Genomic DNA, 18294 nt, shown 5'->3' on the forward strand with positions numbered 1-18294 from the left:
AAACCTCGTGAATGTCGGTATCCTGTCTGGCAGGATACCGCTCATTTCCCTTGTTCAGTTCATCGCCGTCGCCGAGCATCTGAATTTTCGGCATGCGGCCAAGGCACTTGGTATCAGCCAGTCGAGCGTCAGCGCGCGTGTGAAAGCGCTGGAGAGCGTGACCGCCTCATTTGGCTCAAAGGTCGAGGTGTGGCTTGCCCCGAGGTGATCAACTGGCAGGAGGAACAGGAGGGTGCATGCTTGGTGATAACGGCAATTCCGGGAGTACCGGCGGCTGATCTGTCTGGAGCGGATTTGCTCAAAGCGTGGCCGTCAATGGGGCAGCAACTTGGCGCTGTTCACAGCCTATCGGTTGATCAATGTCCGTTTGAGCGCAGGCTGTCGCGAATGTTCGGACGCGCCGTTGATGTGGTGTCCCGCAATGCCGTCAATCCCGACTTCTTACCGGACGAGGACAAGAGTACGCCGCAGCTCGATCTTTTGGCTCGTGTCGAACGAGAGCTACCGGTGCGGCTCGACCAAGAGCGCACCGATATGGTTGTTTGCCATGGTGATCCCTGCATGCCGAACTTCATGGTGGACCCTAAAACTCTTCAATGCACGGGTCTGATCGACCTTGGGCGGCTCGGAACAGCAGATCGCTATGCCGATTTGGCACTCATGATTGCTAACGCCGAAGAGAACTGGGCAGCGCCAGATGAAGCAGAGCGCGCCTTCGCTGTCCTATTCAATGTATTGGGGATCGAAGCCCCCGACCGCGAACGCCTTGCCTTCTATCTGCGATTGGACCCTCTGACTTGGGGTTGATGTTCATGCCGACTGTTTTTCCTGCTCATTGGCACGTTTCGCAACCTGTTCTCATTGCGGACACCTTTTCCAGCCTCGTTTGGAAAGTTTCATTGCCAGACGGGACTCCTGCAATCGTCAAGGGATTGAAACCTATAGAAGACATTGCTGATGAACTGCGCGGGGCCGACTATCTGGTATGGCGCAATGGGAGGGGAGCAGTCCGGTTGCTCGGTCGTGAGAACAATCTGATGTTGCTCGAATATGCCGGGGAGCGAATGCTCTCTCACATCGTTGCCGAGCACGGCGACTACCAGGCGACCGAAATTGCAGCGGAACTGATGGCGAAGCTGTATGCCGCATCTGAGGAACCCCTGCCTTCTGCCCTTCTCCCGATCCGGGATCGCTTTGCAGCTTTGTTTCAGCGGGCGCGCGATGATCAAAACGCAGGTTGTCAAACTGACTACGTCCACGCGGCGATTATAGCCGATCAAATGATGAGCAATGCCTCGGAACTGCGTGGGCTACATGGCGATCTGCATCATGAAAACATCATGTTCTCCAGTCGCGGCTGGCTGGTGATAGATCCCGTCGGTCTGGTCGGTGAAGTGGGCTTTGGCGCCGCCAATATGTTCTACGATCCGGCTGACAGAGACGACCTTTGTCTCGATCCTAGACGCATTGCACAGATGGCGGACGCATTCTCTCGTGCGCTGGACGTCGATCCGCGTCGCCTGCTCGACCAGGCGTACGCTTATGGGTGCCTTTCCGCAGCTTGGAACGCGGATGGAGAAGAGGAGCAACGCGATCTAGCTATCGCGGCCGCGATCAAGCAGGTGCGACAGACGTCATACTAGATATCAAGCGACTTCTCCTATCCCCTGGGAACACATCAATCTTACCGGAGAATATCGTTGGCCAAAGCCTTAGCGTAGGATTTCGCCCTCTCCCGCAAACGACCCCTTTATTGTAGGTGGGCCAGTTGGTGATTTTGAACTTTTGCTTTGCCACGGAACGGTCTGCGTTGTCGGGAAGATGCGTGATCTGATCCTTCAACTCAGCAAAAGTTCGATTTATTCAACAAATCCACGTTGTGTCTCAAAATCTCTTATGTTATACTGCACAAGATAAAAATATATCATCATGAACAATAAAACTGTCTGCTTACATAAACAGTAATACAAGGGGTGTTATGAGCCATATTCAACTAAATTCCAACCTGGATGCTGATTTATATGGGTATAAATGGGCTCGCGATAATGTCGGGCAATCAGGTGCGACAATCTATCGATTGTATGGGAAGCCCGATGCGCCAGAGTTGTTTCTGAAACATGGCAAAGGTAGCGTTGCCAATGATGTTACAGATGAGATGGTCAGACTAAACTGGCTGACGGCATTTATGCCTCTTCCGACCATCAAGCATTTTATCCGTACTCCTGATGATGCATGGTTACTCACCACTGCGCTCCCCGGGAAAACAGCATTCCAGGTATTAGAAGAATATCCTGATTCAGGTGAAAATATTGTTGATGCGCTGGCAGCGTTCCTGCGCCGGTTGCATTCGATTCCTGTTAGTAATTGTCCTTTTAACAGCGATCGCGTATTTCGTCTCGCTCAGGCGCAATCACGAATGAATAACGGTTTGGTTGATGCGAGTGATTTTGATGACGAGCGTAATGGCTGGCCTGTTGAACAAGTCTGGAAAGAAATGCATAAGCTTTTGCCATTCTCACCGGATTCAGTCGTCACTCATGGTGATTTCTCACTTGATAACCTTATTTTTGACGAGGGGAAATTAATAGGTTGTATTGATGTTGGACGAGTCGGAATCGCAGACCGATACCAGGATCTTGCCATCCTATGGAACTGCCTCGGTGAATTTTCTCCTTCATTACAGAAACGGCTTTTTCAAAAATATGGTATTGATAATCCTGATATGAATAAATTGCAGTTTCATTTGATGCTCGATGAGTTTTTCTAATCAGAATTGGTTAATTGGTTGTAACACTGGCAGAGCATTACGCTGACTTGACGGGACGGCGCTTCCCTACCCTCATGGCCGCCTCCCAGGAATCGACCCAGGTGCTTATCGTGGACATAATCCTTTACTCATAAATTTATCTTATTCCATTATTGTACCTGTCACGCAAAACTTGCAGAAAAGCCATAAACGCAGGAGAATCCTGTCGGCGGTGAGGATAATAAATATGGTAGCCGTCAAAATATGGACACCACTCGGTCAGAACAGCAATCAGCTTGCCGCTTTTGATATATCCATCTGCAACATACTCGGGAATATAGGCAATCCCCAGCCCGTCTAATGCTGCATCGAGCTGATGAATCGTGCTGTTCGCAATATATTGCCCTTTGACTTTCAGACTGAATTTCTGAGCATCTTTCTCGAATTCCCAGGCGTACAATCCACTCGTATCAGAATAGCGGACGTTAATGCAGTTGTGGTTCAAAAGATCCTGCGGCTTCCTGGGCTTAGCATAACGCTTAAAATGGCACTGTTGCAAAGTTAGCGATGAGGCAGCCTTTTGTCTTATTCAAAGGCCTTACATTTCAAAAACTCTGCTTACCAGGCGCATTTCGCCCAGGGGATCACCATAATAAAATGCTGAGGCCTGGCCTTTGCGTAGTGCACGCATCACCTCAATACCTTTGATGGTGGCGTAAGCCGTCTTCATGGATTTAAATCCCAGCGTGGCGCCGATTATCCGTTTCAGTTTGCCATGATCGCATTCAATCACGTTGTTCCGGTACTTAATCTGTCGGTGTTCAACGTCAGACGGGCACCGGCCTTCGCGTTTGAGCAGAGCAAGCGCGCGACCATAGGCGGGCGCTTTATCCGTGTTGATGAATCGCGGGATCTGCCACTTCTTCACGTTGTTGAGGATTTTACCCAGAAACCGGTATGCAGCTTTGCTGTTACGACGGGAGGAGAGATAAAAATCGACAGTGCGGCCCCGGCTGTCGACGGCCCGGTACAGATACGCCCAGCGGCCATTGACCTTCACGTAGGTTTCATCCATGTGCCACGGGCAAAGATCGGAAGGGTTACGCCAGTACCAGCGCAGCCGTTTTTCCATTTCAGGCGCATAACGCTGAACCCAGCGGTAAATCGTGGAGTGATCGACATTCACTCCGCGTTCAGCCAGCATCTCCTGCAGCTCACGGTAACTGATGCCGTATTTGCAGTACCAGCGTACGGCCCACAGAATGATGTCACGCTGAAAATGCCGGCCTTTGAATGGGTTCATGTGCAGCTCCATCAGCAAAAGGGGATGATAAGTTTATCACCACCGACTATTTGCAACAGTGCCGTTGATCGTGCTATAATCGACTGATGTCATCAGCGGTGGAGTGCAATGTCGTGCAATACGAATGGCGAAAAGCCGAGCTCATCGGTCAGCTTCTCAACCTTGGGGTTACCCCCGGCGGTGTGCTGCTGGTCCACAGCTCCTTCCGTAGCGTCCGGCCCCTCGAAGATGGGCCACTTGGACTGATCGAGGCCCTGCGTGCTGCGCTGGGTCCGGGAGGGACGCTCGTCATGCCCTCGTGGTCAGGTCTGGACGACGAGCCGTTCGATCCTGCCACGTCGCCCGTTACACCGGACCTTGGAGTTGTCTCTGACACATTCTGGCGCCTGCCAAATGTAAAGCGCAGCGCCCATCCATTTGCCTTTGCGGCAGCGGGGCCACAGGCAGAGCAGATCATCTCTGATCCATTGCCCCTGCCACCTCACTCGCCTGCAAGCCCGGTCGCCCGTGTCCATGAACTCGATGGGCAGGTACTTCTCCTCGGCGTGGGACACGATGCCAACACGACGCTGCATCTTGCCGAGTTGATGGCAAAGGTTCCCTATGGGGTGCCGAGACACTGCACCATTCTTCAGGATGGCAAGTTGGTACGCGTCGATTATCTCGAGAATGACCACTGCTGTGAGCGCTTTGCCTTGGCGGACAGGTGGCTCAAGGAGAAGAGCCTTCAGAAGGAAGGTCCAGTCGGTCATGCCTTTGCTCGGTTGATCCGCTCCCGCGACATTGTGGCGACAGCCCTGGGTCAACTGGGCCGAGATCCGTTGATCTTCCTGCATCCGCCAGAGGCGGGATGCGAAGAATGCGATGCCGCTCGCCAGTCGATTGGCTGAGCTCATGAGCGGAGAACGAGATGAGCAATCACGAATGAATAACGGTTTGGTTGATGCGAGTGATTTTGATGACGAGCGTAATGGCTGGCCTGTTGAACAAGTCTGGAAAGAAATGCATAAGCTTTTGCCATTCTCACCGGATTCAGTCGTCACTCATGGTGATTTCTCACTTGATAACCTTATTTTTGACGAGGGGAAATTAATAGGTTGTATTGATGTTGGACGAGTCGGAATCGCAGACCGATACCAGGATCTTGCCATCCTATGGAACTGCCTCGGTGAGTTTTCTCCTTCATTACAGAAACGGCTTTTTCAAAAATATGGTATTGATAATCCTGATATGAATAAATTGCAGTTTCATTTGATGCTCGATGAGTTTTTCTGATAGTTAGTCTTTGTAGAGACACAAACCTGAAATTCCGGACACCGCGCTTCAGGACATCTCCCTGGACGCCGATATCTGGCAGTATCCGGACGGTACTATCGAACGCCGGGCCAACGGTACTCCCCTGCCCTTTATGACTGACGACCGGCTATTTCACCCACGCACTTCTCCATGAAATTTAGCATCGTCGCGGTTAATGTCGCTTGAATTGTCAAACCAAGTGCAACGATTTTTTGAAGTAAACTTCATAAGGTGTTTTCCAACCTAAACATTTACGCGGTCGTAAATTCAGTTTATTGATCACCTGTTGAATATCAACTTCGCTCCACTGATTGATGTCTTGGTGCTTCGGAAAGTATTCACGAAGTAACCCATTTGTATTTTCATTCGTTCCCCGTGTCCACGGTTGATGTGGTTCGGGGAAGTAAAATTCTACGCCTAGTGCTTCTGTTACCAAACGATGTTGGGCAAATTCTTTACCACGGTCTGGCGTAATTGACCGCAATATATGTGAATCAAGCAATTCAATCATAGCTTTTTGGACAGCTTCGGCTTTTTTGGCAGGAATTTTCTTCACCAACTCAAAACGACTTTTGCGTTCCGTCAGCGTCAGCAAACAAGCTCCACCCGCTTTACCCAGTACGGTATCGGCTTCCCAATGTCCAAAGCGACTGCGATTTTGCGCCGAAATGGGACGGTCGTTCAAATGGTTGGATATCTGAATTTTGCCACGTTTTTCATGATGATTTTTTGTATGCCGTGTTTTGCCTTTGTGGCGCAGTTTGCGACTGGCTTTGCGTTCGCCTATATCAAACAACCCTGAATAAATACCACGATAAATGGTTGAATAACTAATGGATAATTCAGATTTTTCCAATTTTAATCGTGCGCTGATTTGTTCGGGCGACCAGTTTTCTGTCAGAAACTTTTCTTGCACCAAATTGAAATATTCAGGCTGCTCTAATTTGCGCTGTGCTTTGCTATTTTGACGATGCTTCAAATAGCTGTTTTGTGCGTTCGTTGCACTGTAGCTTTCTAGAGCGTGTCGTTTCAGCTCGCGAGAAATGGTGCTGGAGCTACGTCCAGTGCTTTGGCAATTTCTGCTTGTTTTTTGCCCTGTGCGAGTAAAATCATTATCTTTTCTCGCTCGTTTATTGTAAGATGTCGGTAGGAAGTACTCATCATTTGGAAGTGGTTTTTGTGTGGAAACAAAATTATATTCTAGTTGATGAGTACTTCTTTTTTTGTTGCACTTGGATTGTAAATTCAGCCCCAAAAAACACCCCAAAAGCTGGCAACCCAGTCCAACTTTTGGGGTGTGATTTATATTAGCCAAACTGGCCTGGTGATTAAAACTTCGCCAAGACTTCTTCAAGATCCAGCATCACTTTTTCGCCATTGGCACGATTGACATATTCGTATTTGCCTTCGGCAAGATTGCGTTCAGAGACGACGATGCGATGTGGGATACCAATGAGCTCAAGATCAGCGAACTTCACGCCTGGACGCTCATCACGGTCATCCAGCAGTACATTGACACCACAAGCCTTGAGCGTTTGGTACAACTCATCGGCTTTTTGTTCGGCTTGACCGTCTTTTGATTTCATCGGCACGATAGCGACATAAAACGGTGCGATGCTATCGGCTTTGTCTTGTGGCTCAGCCCAGATGATGCCATTGTCATCATGGTTTTGTTCGATGGCGGCAGCGATGATACGGCTCACCCCGATACCATAACAACCCATCATCAAGGTTACAGGCTTACCTTCTTTGCCAAGTACCGAGCAGTTCAGGGCTTTTGAGTATTTATCACCCAATTGGAAAATATGACCAACTTCGATACCGCGTTTGATAGACAGCACGCCTTTACCATCTGGTGATGGGTCGCCATCGACGACATTGCGGATATCGACGATTTCGGTGATGGCGGCATCACGCTCCCAGTTCATACCCGTGGTGTGCTTATGCTCGACATTGGCACCTGAGACGAAGTCAGATAGTGCAGCGGCGGCACGATCGACATAGACAGGGATGGTGAGATCGACACTGATATAGCCTTTGATTAGACCGGCGGCTTTGATTTCTTCTTCGCTCGCCATGGTTAGTGGTGCATGAACGGCAGCGATTTTTTCGGCTTTGATTTCGTTCAATGTGTGATCGCCACGCAATACGAGCGCCACAAGTTTTGGTGCATCAGGATTTTCTTCGCTATACGCACCTTTGACAATCAAGGTCTTGACCGTCTGAGTCAGGGCGATGCCCAGATGCTCTGCCACTGCTTCACAAGTTGGCATATTTGGCGTATCGACATCTTGGCGTGCTTGGCTTGGCGCTTGGCGGACATCGGTGCAGATAGCTTCGGCAAGCTCGACATTGGCGGCATACTCTGATTCGCTTGAGAAGGCGATATCATCTTCACCGCTGTCAGCTAGGACATGAAACTCATGCGATGCAAAGCCACCGATAGAGCCTGTGTCCGCTTGTACCGCACGGAACTTGAGCCCCAGACGGCTAAAGACACGGCTATAGGCATCGTACATATCTTGATAAGTCTGTGCCAGTGATTCTTTGTCAATGTGGAAAGAATAGGCGTCTTTCATGGTAAATTCACGAGCGCGCATCACCCCAAAGCGTGGGCGGATTTCGTCACGGAATTTGGTTTGTACTTGATAAAAAGTAACCGGTAGCTGTTTGTAGCTCTTAAGCTCATTGCGAGCGATGTCGGTGATGACTTCTTCGTGCGTCGGGCCAAGCACAAAATCACGCTGATGGCGGTCCTTAAAGCGTAGCAATTCTGCGCCATAATCTTCCCAGCGGCCAGACTCATGCCACAGCTCACCCGGCTGAGTGACGGTCATAAGTAGCTCTTGGCTACCGATGCCGTCCATCTCTTCACGCACGATACGCTCCACACGCTTGAGCACTCTTAGACCCATTGGCATCCATACATACAGACCTGATGCAAGCTTACGAATCAGACCGGCACGCACCATCAGCTGACTTGAGACGATGTCGGCATCGTTTGGCGTTTCTTTTAATGTGGCGAATAAAAATTGACTGGCTTTCATGGCTAACCTTATAAAATCTAATGATAATTAGTAAATATGGTAAATAATAAAATTTACAAAAGATAACCTGTCTATCTTACGGCAAAAAATGCCATTTATGCAACTAAATTTCCGCAATTTTTACACAATTTGTCAGGCTTTTGTGGTATTTTAATCCTAAACGATTGATTAGGTGAATACTGATGCAAATTCCCCAAAGCAAACAAACAGGCAATGCACTCGTCTATGTACTACTCATCTTAGTGATGGTGGCGATTTTGGCGATGGCAGGGTTTTGGCTTGTCAATAAATCAGATAACTATATCAGTACCATCACCAAAGACGGTATCATCACCGAAATCCAAACGCTGTCACGCTTACAGACGGTCGCTTATAGCGTCGATACCATTGTGACGGCGGACAAGGCAGGCACTTGGCAAAATCTGTGGCAGGATAAGCAAAAAGGGCTATTCATCATCAAAGGGCGAGTGCTGGCAGGTGTGGATTTGAGCGGTATCAGCGCTGAGATGGTGCAGCTTAGCCAAACCAAGAATGACAAGGGCGAGACGGTGGATGTGGTACATATCACGCTGCCACCATCGCAGGTGTTTGAAGTGTTTTTGGATGACATCGAAGTCTATGACTGGCAAACAGGGCTATTTGGCACGGTGGCAGGTGACCCCAAGCTATTCGCCCAAGTGCAGACGGATGCCAAAGCCGAAGTGCTTGCCAAAGCTTGCCAAGGCGATGTGCTAAACCTTGCGATGACGAGCGCCGCCGAGCAAATCAAAAGTCTGTTTATGCTGACAGGTAGCGTGGTCGAAGTCAGCACCCAAGGCACAGGGGCGTGCAAGCTTGCAACCAAGACAAAATAAGCCATAACAAACCAAACTCGTGCCAAATTGATTGGCTGATTTGGCATTTTTTTCAATGTATTTATAAAACAAAACTAAGCAACATCATGAAAAAACTTAAATATTGCGGATTGACTCGCCGTGAAGACATCCAGCAAGCAGTGGCACTCGGCGTTGATGCCATTGGCTTGGTCTTTTATCCGCCAAGCCCAAGAGCGGTCAGTATTGAACAGGCAAAACAGCTTGCCCAAGCAGTGCCTGCTTTTACCAGTCTTGTGGCACTCGTGGTGAATATCAGTGATGATGAGCTGATGACGATTGCCAAGGGTGTGGCGGTTGATGTCATTCAGTTTCATGGCGATGAGTCGCCTGATGAGTGTCAGCGTCAAGGTAGTCTTGTCAATAAACGCTGGATTAAGGCGCTGCGTATCGATGCCACACGCCACACGCCGACGAGCATCTTGGCACTCATCCGTGAGTATCAGATGGCGGGGGCGAGCTCGATTTTGCTGGATGCTTATCATGCGGATAAATTTGGTGGTACGGGTGAGCGATTTGATTGGTCGCTGATTCCTACCGATTCGCCTTTGCCGATTATTTTGGCAGGGGGATTGACGCCTGACAATGTCGCGATGACAGCGGATTTACCTGTGTATGCCTTGGATGTCAGCGGTGGTATTGAGTCTGCCAAGGGCATCAAGGATGCACACAAGATGGCAGAATTTGCTAAGAATGCCAATGGCATATCCGCCAATAAAAATGCGTCAAAAAATTGCTAAAAGTACATTTTATCGGTACAATGAACGTTGGTTTGTTAAATTAATTTTATCCAAATAAAAAGGAATAGATCATGAACATCATCGTCACAGGGGCGACGGCAGGATTTGGCGAACAAATCGCCCGTGATTTTGTATCAGCAGGACATACCGTCTATGGCACTGGCAGACGCATGGATAAGCTAGACGCCTTGCGTGCTGAGCTTGGTGAGCGATTTGTGCCACTATGCTTTGATGTGTCAGATGCTAAAGCGGTGCAGGCAAGCTTATCAGCGATTGATTTGGCAAGCATTGATGTACTGGTGAATAATGCAGGGCTTGCTTTGGGGCTTGAGCCTGCTCATCGAGCGGATTTGGGTGATTGGCAGACGATGATTGATGTCAATGTCAAAGGGCTTGTGACGGTGACCCAGCTGGTGCTGCCGTTTATGGTGGCAAATAATGCCGGTACAGTGATTAATATTGGCTCAACGGCGGGCAATCATCCGTATTTTGGTGCCAATGTCTATGGTGCAAGTAAGGCATTTGTCAAGCAGTTTAGCAATAATCTGCGCGCTGACTTGATTGGCACTCGTGTGCGAGTGACCAACATCGAACCTGGAATGTGCGGTGGTACAGAGTTTAGCAATGTCCGCTTTAAGGGTGATGATGATAAAGCGGCAGCCGTCTATACGGGTGTGGAATATTTGACCGCCAAAGATATTAGCAATACTGTACAATGGGTGGTTGCTCAGCCATGGCACGTCAATATCAACTCGATTGAGATGATGCCGACAGCACAGACTTATGCAGGCTTGGCAGTGGCTCGAGATATTTAATTTTCTTTTAATGATAAGGCAAATGTAATGACAGATGTAGTGAATTATAATAACTATCCTGATGCTGATGGGCATTTTGGTGTGCATGGTGGCCGTTTTGTGTCTGAGACCTTGATGAAAGCTTTGGAAGAGCTGGAAGTCTTGTATCATCAAGCCAAAGCCAATCCTGAATTTTGGGCGCAGTTTATGGCGGATTTGACCGATTATGTGGGTCGTCCGACACCGCTGTATCATGCTCGCCGTCTGTCGGATGAGATTGGTGGGGCGCAGATTTATTTTAAGCGTGAAGATTTGAACCACACAGGTGCGCACAAAGTAAATAACACCATCGGTCAAGCACTACTTGCCAAAATGAGTGGCAAAAAACGCATCATCGCCGAGACTGGTGCAGGTCAGCATGGCGTGGCGACGGCGACGATTGCGGCACGATTGGGGCTTGAATGTATCGTCTATATGGGTGCTGATGATGTCGAACGCCAAAAGATGAATGTCTATCGGATGCGTCTTTTGGGTGCAACGGTTGTGCCTGTGACCAGTGGCTCTCGCACGCTCAAAGATGCGATGAATGAAGCGATGCGTGACTGGGTCGCCAATGTTGATAGCACCTATTATATCATCGGCACAGTAGCAGGGCCGCATCCGTATCCGCTGTTGGTGCGTGATTTTCAGGCGATCATCGGCCGCGAAGCTCGTGTCCAGCATCTAGAAAAAACAGGCAAACTGCCTGATGCACTCGTGGCGTGCGTCGGTGGCGGTAGTAATGCCATTGGTCTATTTTATGATTTCTTAAATGATACTGAAGTGGCGATGTATGGTGTCGAAGCCAATGGACTAGGTATCGATACACCGCATCATGCCGCACCGCTACAAGCAGGTCGCATCGGTGTGCTGCATGGCAATCGTACCTATCTGATGTGTGATGACGAAGGACAAATCCTAGGCACGCACTCGATCTCAGCAGGGCTGGATTATCCAGGTGTTGGCCCTGAGCATAGTTTTTTAAAGGACATGAACCGTGTGAACTATGTTGGTGCAACCGATGAAGAAGCCCTGCACGCATTTCGTGAAGTCACCCGCAAAGAAGGTATCATCCCAGCGCTCGAAAGCTCGCACGCAGTGGCATACGGCATGAAGCTGGCTGCAACGATGCGTCCTGATCAGTCCATCATCGTCAATATGTCAGGCCGTGGCGATAAAGATCTGCACACAGTGATGAAAGTAGATGGGATTAATGTGGATTGATCGGCTTTACGATTAATATAGTTTGGATAACATAGATTAGATTGGAATAATAATGAAAACCCGTATCGAAACAACCTTTGAGAATCTCAAAGCCCAAAATAAAAAAGCCCTAATTCCCTATATCATGGCAGGTGATCCACACCCTCTGGTGACGGTGGATTTGATGCACAAGCTTGTAGCACATGGGGCGGATATTATCGAAGTTGGTTTGCCATTTAGCGATCCGATGGCAGATGGTCCTGTGATTGCTCACGCGGCTGAGCGCGCCTTGGCAGCAGGCACAAGCACCCGTGATGCCATCGAGATGGTGCGAGAATTTCGCAAGACCAACACCACCACACCTGTGCTTGTGATGGGCTATCTAAACCCTGTTGAAATCATTGGCTATGATGCCTTTAGCGATCTATGTGCTGATGCTGGTGTGGATGCGATTTTGATGGTGGATCTGCCACCAAAAGAAGCAGGCGATTTTCCAAAGAAACTCACCGCACGCACTGATAATCCAATGAATCAAATTTTCCTGCTGTCACCGACCACCGAAGCGGCTCGCCGTGCCAAAGTGATCGAGGACTGTAGCGGATTTATCTATTATGTCTCGCTAAAAGGCGTCACAGGCTCAGCAAGTCTGGATGTGGCAGCGGTCTCTGAACAAGTCCAAAAAATCAAAGCCGAAACTGACATCCCTGTGTGTGTCGGCTTTGGTATTCGTGATGGCGCATCTGCCAAGGCGTTGGGTGCGGTGGCGGATGGGGTGATTGTCGGCAGTGAGCTTGTTAAAAACTTTGCCAAAATCGATGCATCCGATGAGCAAGCAGTTGCCGCCGCCATTGATCAGCTACTTGCCAAGATGGATGAGCTAAAATCGGCACTGGCAGAAGTGTAATCGATTTATTCAGCTTGTCTGAGCTATCAAAAGATGGCTGATTGTGTGATTTTTGCAAATTTACCCAAAAATTTACCATCTTTTGCAAAATCACTTTGCCAAAATCGATTTACAAGTGTAAACTATATGACAATCATTGGGTACGCCCAATTTGACACTATAGTAAAAAGGAAAATCACATGAGCCAAAGCGAAACTGCCACCGAGCCAACCATCTGGCTAAAGCGCGCTGTCCCTGGTATCAAACAAACCACTGTACCGACTTTGACAGCGGTAGAGACTGAGCCATCGACTGAGTGCCCTGAGTGCCATTCTCTGACCACTAATACAGCACTGATTTTGAATCAATATGTCTGCCCTGAGTGCGATCATCATCTGACCATGACGGCTCGTAAGCGTTTGGAGTGGTTCTTTGATAGTGTGGATGCTGAGCTGGGTCAAGAGTTCACTGCAGGCAACCCGCTAAACTTCGTCGATTCCAAGCCTTATCCTGAGCGTATGAAAGAAGCGCAGACCAAGACAGGTGAGTCTGAGGGCTTAGTGGTGATGGCAGGTAAGCTTAAGAATCTGGATGTCATTGCTTGTGCGTTTGATTTTCGCTTTATGGGTGGTTCGATGGGCTCAGTGGTGGGTGATCGATTTGTCCAAGCTGCCGAAAAAGCCTTGGCAGAGCGTAAGCCACTGGTCTGTTTTGCTGCATCAGGTGGTGCGCGTATGCAAGAGGGCTTATTATCGCTCATGCAGATGGCGCGCACCAGTGCTGCGATTGAGCGTCTAAGATTGGCTGGCGTGCCTTATGTGGTAATCCTAACTAATCCAGTCTATGGCGGGGTGACAGCAAGTCTTGCCATGCTTGGTGATGTCCATATCGCTGAGCCTAAGGCGATGATTGGCTTTGCAGGTAAGCGAGTGATCGAACAGACGGTGCGTGAAGTGCTTGATGAGCCGTTCCAGCGTGCTGAATTTTTGCTCGAAAAAGGCACGGTGGATATGGTGGTGCACCGTCATCAGCTGATTGATACCACGCATCGCATTTTGGCAAAATTATCCAAAGCCGCTGCATAAGCTTAGCAATACAACACCCAAGACCGATGGTTTTGGGTGTTTTGTTGTGTTTGGGCGAGGATAAGTTTACAATATGCCAAAATTTTTGGAAAAATTCACATGAGTACAAAAAATCTTAGCCAATGGCTCACCTATATGGGCAGTATCCATGTATCCGCCATCGATATGGGGCTTGAGCGGGTATTGCCAGTTGCCAAGCGATTGGGTGTGTTAAAGGCAGATTTAAAAAAGAAGCCAACGATCTTTACTGTCGCAGGCACTAACGGCAAAGGCTCAACCACAGCGACCATCGCCGCCATCTGCCAAAGCGCAGGGCTAAAGACCGCCTTGTATCAATCACCGCATTTGGTGTCGTTCACAGAGCGAGTGCGGATTGATGGCATTGAGGCGAGTGATGAGGCGCTGATTTTGGCATTTGAAGCGGTGGAGTCGGCTCGTCTGGCTGAGGGCTTGTCATTGTCGTTTTTTGAGATGACAACTTTGGCGGCGTTTTGGCTGTTCAAGCAGGCGGACTGTGATGTTTGGGTGCTTGAGATTGGGCTAGGCGGACGATTGGATGTGGTCAATATCATCGATCCTGATGTGGCGGTGATTACCAATATTGGCATTGATCATGTGGATTGGCTGGGTGATGATATCGAAAAAATCGGTGCCGAAAAAGCCGGTATTATCCGTGAGGGTATTCCTGTGATTTTGGGCAGTGATAGCTTGCCAAATAGTGTGTATGAAGCAGCTGCCACGCATCATGCCAAGGTATATCAGCTTGGCAAAGATTATGCCTATCTTGCCAAAGATGATGGCTGGATTTGGTCATCGGCAAGTCTAACGGCAAACCTACCCTTGCCAAAATTATCCCTGCAAAATGCCGTCAATGCCGTGGCAGCGGTGCAGGCAAGTGGCTTATCTATCGAGATGAATGCGATAAAAGCAGGGCTAGAATCTGTACAATTGGCAGGGCGATTCGACCGTAGGGTGATTAATGATCGCCAGTGGATTTTTGATGTTGCCCACAATGAAGATGGCATTAAGTTTTTATTAAAACAGCTGACGATCGCGTGGCAGAGGCATCTTGTTAAGCACCCTGATGCCAAGCTGTATTTCTTATTCTCGATGCTTGGGGATAAGGATGTATCGGCAGTGCTCAAGCACATCCATCTAGCGATGGTTGGTGACGCATTGCCATCTGCAAGTTGGCATACGGCAGCCATCAGCCATGAGCGAGCGATGGATATTGATACGCTGACAGGCATCATGCAGGCGTGTGTGCCTGATATTGACATGGTGGTGTATGAGAATCTAGATAAGGCGACTTTTGGGGCAATTGACGCCAGCCACCCGCAAGATCTGATTGTAGCGTTTGGCTCATTTCATACGATTGGCGAAGCGTTGATCGCGCTTTTGGGTAAGCCGTATTGATGGGTGAATTAAGATATACCGAATAATATAGGGTGATTTGTAAAAGATTGTAGTGATTTAGCATCACTGTGTATTTTCACGCACGCTTGGCATTGACAATTGGGCGTAAAAGGTTTATTTTAATGGGTTATTTCGATGGCGAAAAATTCGTCAATGGCAGCTTTTGTGGAGTAGCGAATGATTTCAAAACAGGTGTTATTGGGCTTATCTTTGGTGCTTGGCGGCAGCGTGGTTTTTTATGCTTTGGCAAATAATGACCAGCAGGCGAGCAGTCAAGAAAACAGCGCACAAACCGCCAAAACTGAAGTTGCCAAGCCTGTGGTGCAGCCACTCACCGCTGATGTCGCTACCGAAGAAAAGCTACTTGCCCAAAAGCAAAAAGAGCGTGAAGCACACGCCTTGCAATTGCAAAAGCACACCGAACAGCTGTTGGCTGAACAAGAGCTTGCGCGCAAAAATGCCATCGATAAAGCCAATGCCGAGATCAATGGCACAACCACACAAGTGGCGGTAAGCGGCACATCAGCATCTCAAAGTGAGCTGATTGCTGTGCCCGCAGTACAGACGCGCCCAGAAGCCATCGAAGCAGCACGCCAAGCTGAAGAAGCCAAAAAAGCTGCCGAAGAAGCTAAGAAAGCTGAAGAAGCTGCCAAAAAAGCTGCCCAAAATAAACCTGATACCACCACCGATACCAAAAAAGCTGCTGACGCCAAAAAAGCCGAAGAGCTAAAAAAAGCAGAAGAAGAGAAAAAAGCTCAAGCCAAGCGCGCTGAAGATGCTAAAAAAGCTGAAGCCAAGAAAGCAGAGCAAGCCAAAACCGCTGCCAAAGGCGGTCAGTACCAAGTGCAAGCAGGCGAGACGCTATTGGGTATCGCCAACCGCCATGGCGTGTCTGTGCAAGCATTGGCAGCTGCCAATAATATGGGTCAAGGTGATATGCTGCGCGAAGGTCGCAAGCTGACCATTCCTGCAGGTGGTAAAACACCAAAGCAAACCCAAAGTTCAAACACGAATAAAGCCGATACTAAGTCTGAGAAAAAAGACGATAAAAAAGCCGATATCAAGAAAGCAGACACTAAGAAAACCGACGCCAAATCCGCATCAAAAAACACCCAAAACCCTGAAATGTCTGGACGCTACACGGTGCAAGTCGCCATCAGCCCTGACAAGGCAAAAGTGGATGCAGTGGTCAAGCAGTACAAGGCGGCTGGCTATAAAGTCACCACGACCAATACCACTAAAGGTGTGCGTGTCGTCGTCGGCAACGAAAAGACTGCCGAAGGTGCTAAGGCATTGCGTAATAAGATTAACGGCGATAGCCGTGTTAATTCAAATGGTGCATTTATCCATCAAGTACAATAATACTAAGTTTATTTGCAAAAGCACGGTGGTTTGCCGTGCTTTTTTGTTATTTTTGAGAGTGAGTTATGAGTAATTGGCAAATTGGATTAGCGGTACTAGCGGTACTGGCTGTCTTATGGCTGTGTCGCCCAAAAGTTAAGAAAATCAAAGGCGACGATATGCCTGTATGGCCATTTGAGCCGATGCCTTTGATGACTGACAGTGAAGTATTATTTTATAAAAAATTATCAGCAGCATTGCCGGAATTTCATCTGTTTGGGCAAGTGCAGCTATCACGCATGATTGAGCCGATCGAAGAAGTGGCAGATGAGCGGCAGTTTTGGTTCAATCGTATCTGTCGTCAGAGTGTGGATTTTGTGCTTATCGATGAAGATTTGCAAACGGTGCTTGCCGCCATTGAGCTTGACGATTGGACGCATGAGAGCAAAGCGCGCCAAAAACAAGACGCCAAAAAAGACAAAGCCCTTGCCAGTGCAGGTATTCCCATCATTCGCTTTCATGCCGAAAAAATGCCATCGTCACAGATGATTCGCCAAGAAGTGCTTGAGGTCTTACGTGCGTATCGCTAGGCGTATGATGACTGTATGGTCTGATTTTTGACTTGGCTGTGAAGGCGTGGCTTGGCATACTAAGTGATCAATGAGATAATTATTGTCAATAAAAAATTGGTAAATTGATAATTTAGATTAAAGGAATATGCAATGACGGCTTATCAAACCATCACAACATCCATCACTCAAGATGTCATGACCATCACGCTCAATCGCCCCGAGAAGAAAAACGCCCTAAGTTTTGTGATGATGGATGAGCTGATTCATCTTGCCAAAACGCTAAAAAGGAATAAATCGCTCAAAGCAGTGGTGATTACTGGCAGTGGGACGGATTTTTGTTCTGGGCTAGATTTGGCGGATTTGAACAACTCCAAGAATCTGCTCAAGGCATCGTATCAGCTGATTAAGCCTACACCAAGCAAATTTCAACAGGTGTGTTTGATTTGGCAAAGTCTGCCGATGCCTGTGATTGCCGTCATTAAGGGTGTTTGTGTTGGTGGTGGGCTACAGTTGGCACTGGGTGCGGATATGCGTATTGCACATCCTGATGCTAGGTTCTCGGTGCTTGAAGCTAAATGGGGTTTGGTGGCGGATATGGGCATCACGCATACAGCGGGCATGATTGCCAAGGATAAACTTGCCAAGCTTGCGATGACTGCTGAGATTGTCGATGCCAAGGCAGCGTTTGATGATGGGCTGGTGACCATCATCGATGATGAGCCTATGGCAAGAGCAAATCAGCTGATTGCCGATATCGGCAGTCGCTCGCCTGATGCAGTACTGGCTGCCAAGCGAATTATCAATGCACGCTCGCCCATCAATTATCTGACACTGTATCAAGAAAAACTGTGGCAAATCCGCCTAATGCTTGGACACAACCGCAAGCTTGCCATCAAAAAAGCCAAAGACAGCTCGGTAGCTTTTGTCAGACGGCAGTTTGGGTAAGTTACTGATTTA

General features: G+C 48.6%; 17 protein-coding genes and 4 pseudogenes. 16 read left to right on the forward strand and 5 right to left on the reverse strand.

All coding sequences use genetic code 11. The annotated features are described in order from the left end of the window. Positions 1-7 precede the first annotated feature (7 nt). The 3 genes and pseudogenes from NGM44_RS08095 to NGM44_RS08105 all read left to right on the forward strand — a co-directional run bounded on the left by NGM44_RS08095 (position 8) and on the right by NGM44_RS08105 (position 1643). Entirely contained in the window at positions 8-208 is a 201-nt protein-coding gene (locus tag NGM44_RS08095; protein ID WP_253223179.1) for a LysR family transcriptional regulator, read from the forward strand. Next, a pseudogene (locus tag NGM44_RS08100) lies at positions 133-807 on the forward strand (APH(3'') family aminoglycoside O-phosphotransferase); the annotation flags it as partial. The gene NGM44_RS08095 and the pseudogene NGM44_RS08100, both read left to right, overlap by 76 nt. Then, positions 807-1643: an APH(6)-I family aminoglycoside O-phosphotransferase gene (locus NGM44_RS08105; RefSeq protein ID WP_253223180.1), complete on the forward strand. Its 837-nt coding sequence runs from the start codon at positions 807-809 to the stop codon at positions 1641-1643. The pseudogene NGM44_RS08100 and the gene NGM44_RS08105, both read left to right, overlap by 1 nt. Positions 1644-1740: 97 nt before the next feature. Here NGM44_RS08105 and NGM44_RS08110 read toward each other — a convergent pair. Next, a pseudogene (locus NGM44_RS08110) lies at positions 1741-1842 on the reverse strand (IS5/IS1182 family transposase); the annotation flags it as partial. Positions 1843-1978: 136 nt separating this feature from the next. Here NGM44_RS08110 and NGM44_RS08115 point away from each other — a divergent pair. After that, positions 1979-2767: an APH(3')-I family aminoglycoside O-phosphotransferase gene (locus NGM44_RS08115; RefSeq protein ID WP_253223181.1), complete on the forward strand. Its 789-nt coding sequence runs from the start codon at positions 1979-1981 to the stop codon at positions 2765-2767. Between the two features lie 136 nt (positions 2768-2903). Here NGM44_RS08115 and NGM44_RS08120 read toward each other — a convergent pair whose 3' ends face one another. Then, positions 2904-3305 carry a LysR substrate-binding domain-containing protein gene (locus NGM44_RS08120; protein ID WP_001183556.1) on the reverse strand — a complete coding sequence of 134 codons (402 nt, stop codon included), beginning with the start codon at positions 3303-3305 and terminating at the stop codon, positions 2904-2906. Positions 3306-3344: 39 nt separating this feature from the next. Further along, a complete protein-coding gene (locus NGM44_RS08125) occupies positions 3345-4049 on the reverse strand; it encodes an IS6-like element IS26 family transposase (RefSeq protein ID WP_001067855.1) in 705 nt (234 codons plus the stop codon). Between the two features lie 113 nt (positions 4050-4162). Here NGM44_RS08125 and aac(3)-IVa point away from each other — a divergent pair, with 113 nt between their 5' ends. Further along, complete coding sequence (aac(3)-IVa, locus tag NGM44_RS08130; protein WP_001199192.1) at positions 4163-4939, forward strand: aminoglycoside N-acetyltransferase AAC(3)-IVa; 777 nt, start codon at positions 4163-4165, stop codon at positions 4937-4939. A 25-nt stretch (positions 4940-4964) separates the two neighbouring features. After that, positions 4965-5324: pseudogene (locus tag NGM44_RS08135) on the forward strand (phosphotransferase); the annotation flags it as partial. A gap of 211 nt (positions 5325-5535) precedes the next feature. Here NGM44_RS08135 and NGM44_RS08140 read toward each other — a convergent pair. Next, positions 5536-6509 (reverse strand): annotated as a pseudogene (locus NGM44_RS08140) (IS30-like element ISApl1 family transposase). Positions 6510-6673: 164 nt separating this feature from the next. Next, entirely contained in the window at positions 6674-8392 is a 1719-nt protein-coding gene (locus NGM44_RS08145) for a proline--tRNA ligase (protein WP_253223182.1), read from the reverse strand. A gap of 182 nt (positions 8393-8574) precedes the next feature. On the opposite strand from NGM44_RS08145, the gene NGM44_RS08150 reads away from it, so the two are divergent. The 10 genes from NGM44_RS08150 (at position 8575) to NGM44_RS08195 (ending at position 18282) form a co-directional block, all read left to right on the forward strand. Next, positions 8575-9246 (forward strand): DUF4230 domain-containing protein, encoded by a 672-nt coding sequence (locus NGM44_RS08150; RefSeq protein WP_253223183.1) that lies wholly within the window; start codon positions 8575-8577, stop codon positions 9244-9246. Positions 9247-9332: 86 nt separating this feature from the next. Further along, a complete protein-coding gene (locus NGM44_RS08155; protein WP_253223184.1) occupies positions 9333-10004 on the forward strand; it encodes a phosphoribosylanthranilate isomerase in 672 nt (223 codons plus the stop codon). A gap of 71 nt (positions 10005-10075) precedes the next feature. Further along, positions 10076-10819 carry an SDR family NAD(P)-dependent oxidoreductase gene (locus NGM44_RS08160; protein ID WP_253223185.1) on the forward strand — a complete coding sequence of 248 codons (744 nt, stop codon included), beginning with the start codon at positions 10076-10078 and terminating at the stop codon, positions 10817-10819. A 27-nt stretch (positions 10820-10846) separates the two neighbouring features. Continuing rightward, positions 10847-12061 carry a tryptophan synthase subunit beta gene (gene trpB / locus NGM44_RS08165; protein ID WP_253223186.1) on the forward strand — a complete coding sequence of 405 codons (1215 nt, stop codon included), beginning with the start codon at positions 10847-10849 and terminating at the stop codon, positions 12059-12061. A 52-nt stretch (positions 12062-12113) separates the two neighbouring features. Beyond that, the gene (gene trpA, locus NGM44_RS08170; protein ID WP_253223187.1) at positions 12114-12944 is read left to right on the forward strand and encodes a tryptophan synthase subunit alpha; all 831 of its coding nucleotides are present in this window, start codon (positions 12114-12116) and stop codon (positions 12942-12944) included. 179 nt (positions 12945-13123) lie between these two features. Beyond that, complete coding sequence (gene accD, locus NGM44_RS08175; protein WP_078318106.1) at positions 13124-14008, forward strand: acetyl-CoA carboxylase, carboxyltransferase subunit beta; 885 nt, start codon at positions 13124-13126, stop codon at positions 14006-14008. Between the two features lie 99 nt (positions 14009-14107). Beyond that, complete coding sequence (gene folC / locus NGM44_RS08180; RefSeq protein WP_253223188.1) at positions 14108-15424, forward strand: bifunctional tetrahydrofolate synthase/dihydrofolate synthase; 1317 nt, start codon at positions 14108-14110, stop codon at positions 15422-15424. A 177-nt stretch (positions 15425-15601) separates the two neighbouring features. Then, on the forward strand, positions 15602-16786 hold the full coding sequence (locus NGM44_RS08185; protein WP_253223189.1) for a LysM peptidoglycan-binding domain-containing protein: 1185 nt from the start codon (positions 15602-15604) through the stop codon (positions 16784-16786). 65 nt (positions 16787-16851) lie between these two features. Further along, entirely contained in the window at positions 16852-17355 is a 504-nt protein-coding gene (locus NGM44_RS08190) for a DUF2726 domain-containing protein (protein WP_253223190.1), read from the forward strand. 132 nt (positions 17356-17487) lie between these two features. Further along, a complete protein-coding gene (locus NGM44_RS08195) occupies positions 17488-18282 on the forward strand; it encodes a crotonase/enoyl-CoA hydratase family protein (protein ID WP_253223191.1) in 795 nt (264 codons plus the stop codon). Positions 18283-18294: the final 12 nt, after the last annotated feature.

Origin of the sequence: Moraxella sp. FZFQ2102 (genome assembly GCF_024137865.1) — a bacterium.
In the GTDB taxonomy this organism is placed as follows: domain Bacteria; phylum Pseudomonadota; class Gammaproteobacteria; order Pseudomonadales; family Moraxellaceae; genus Moraxella.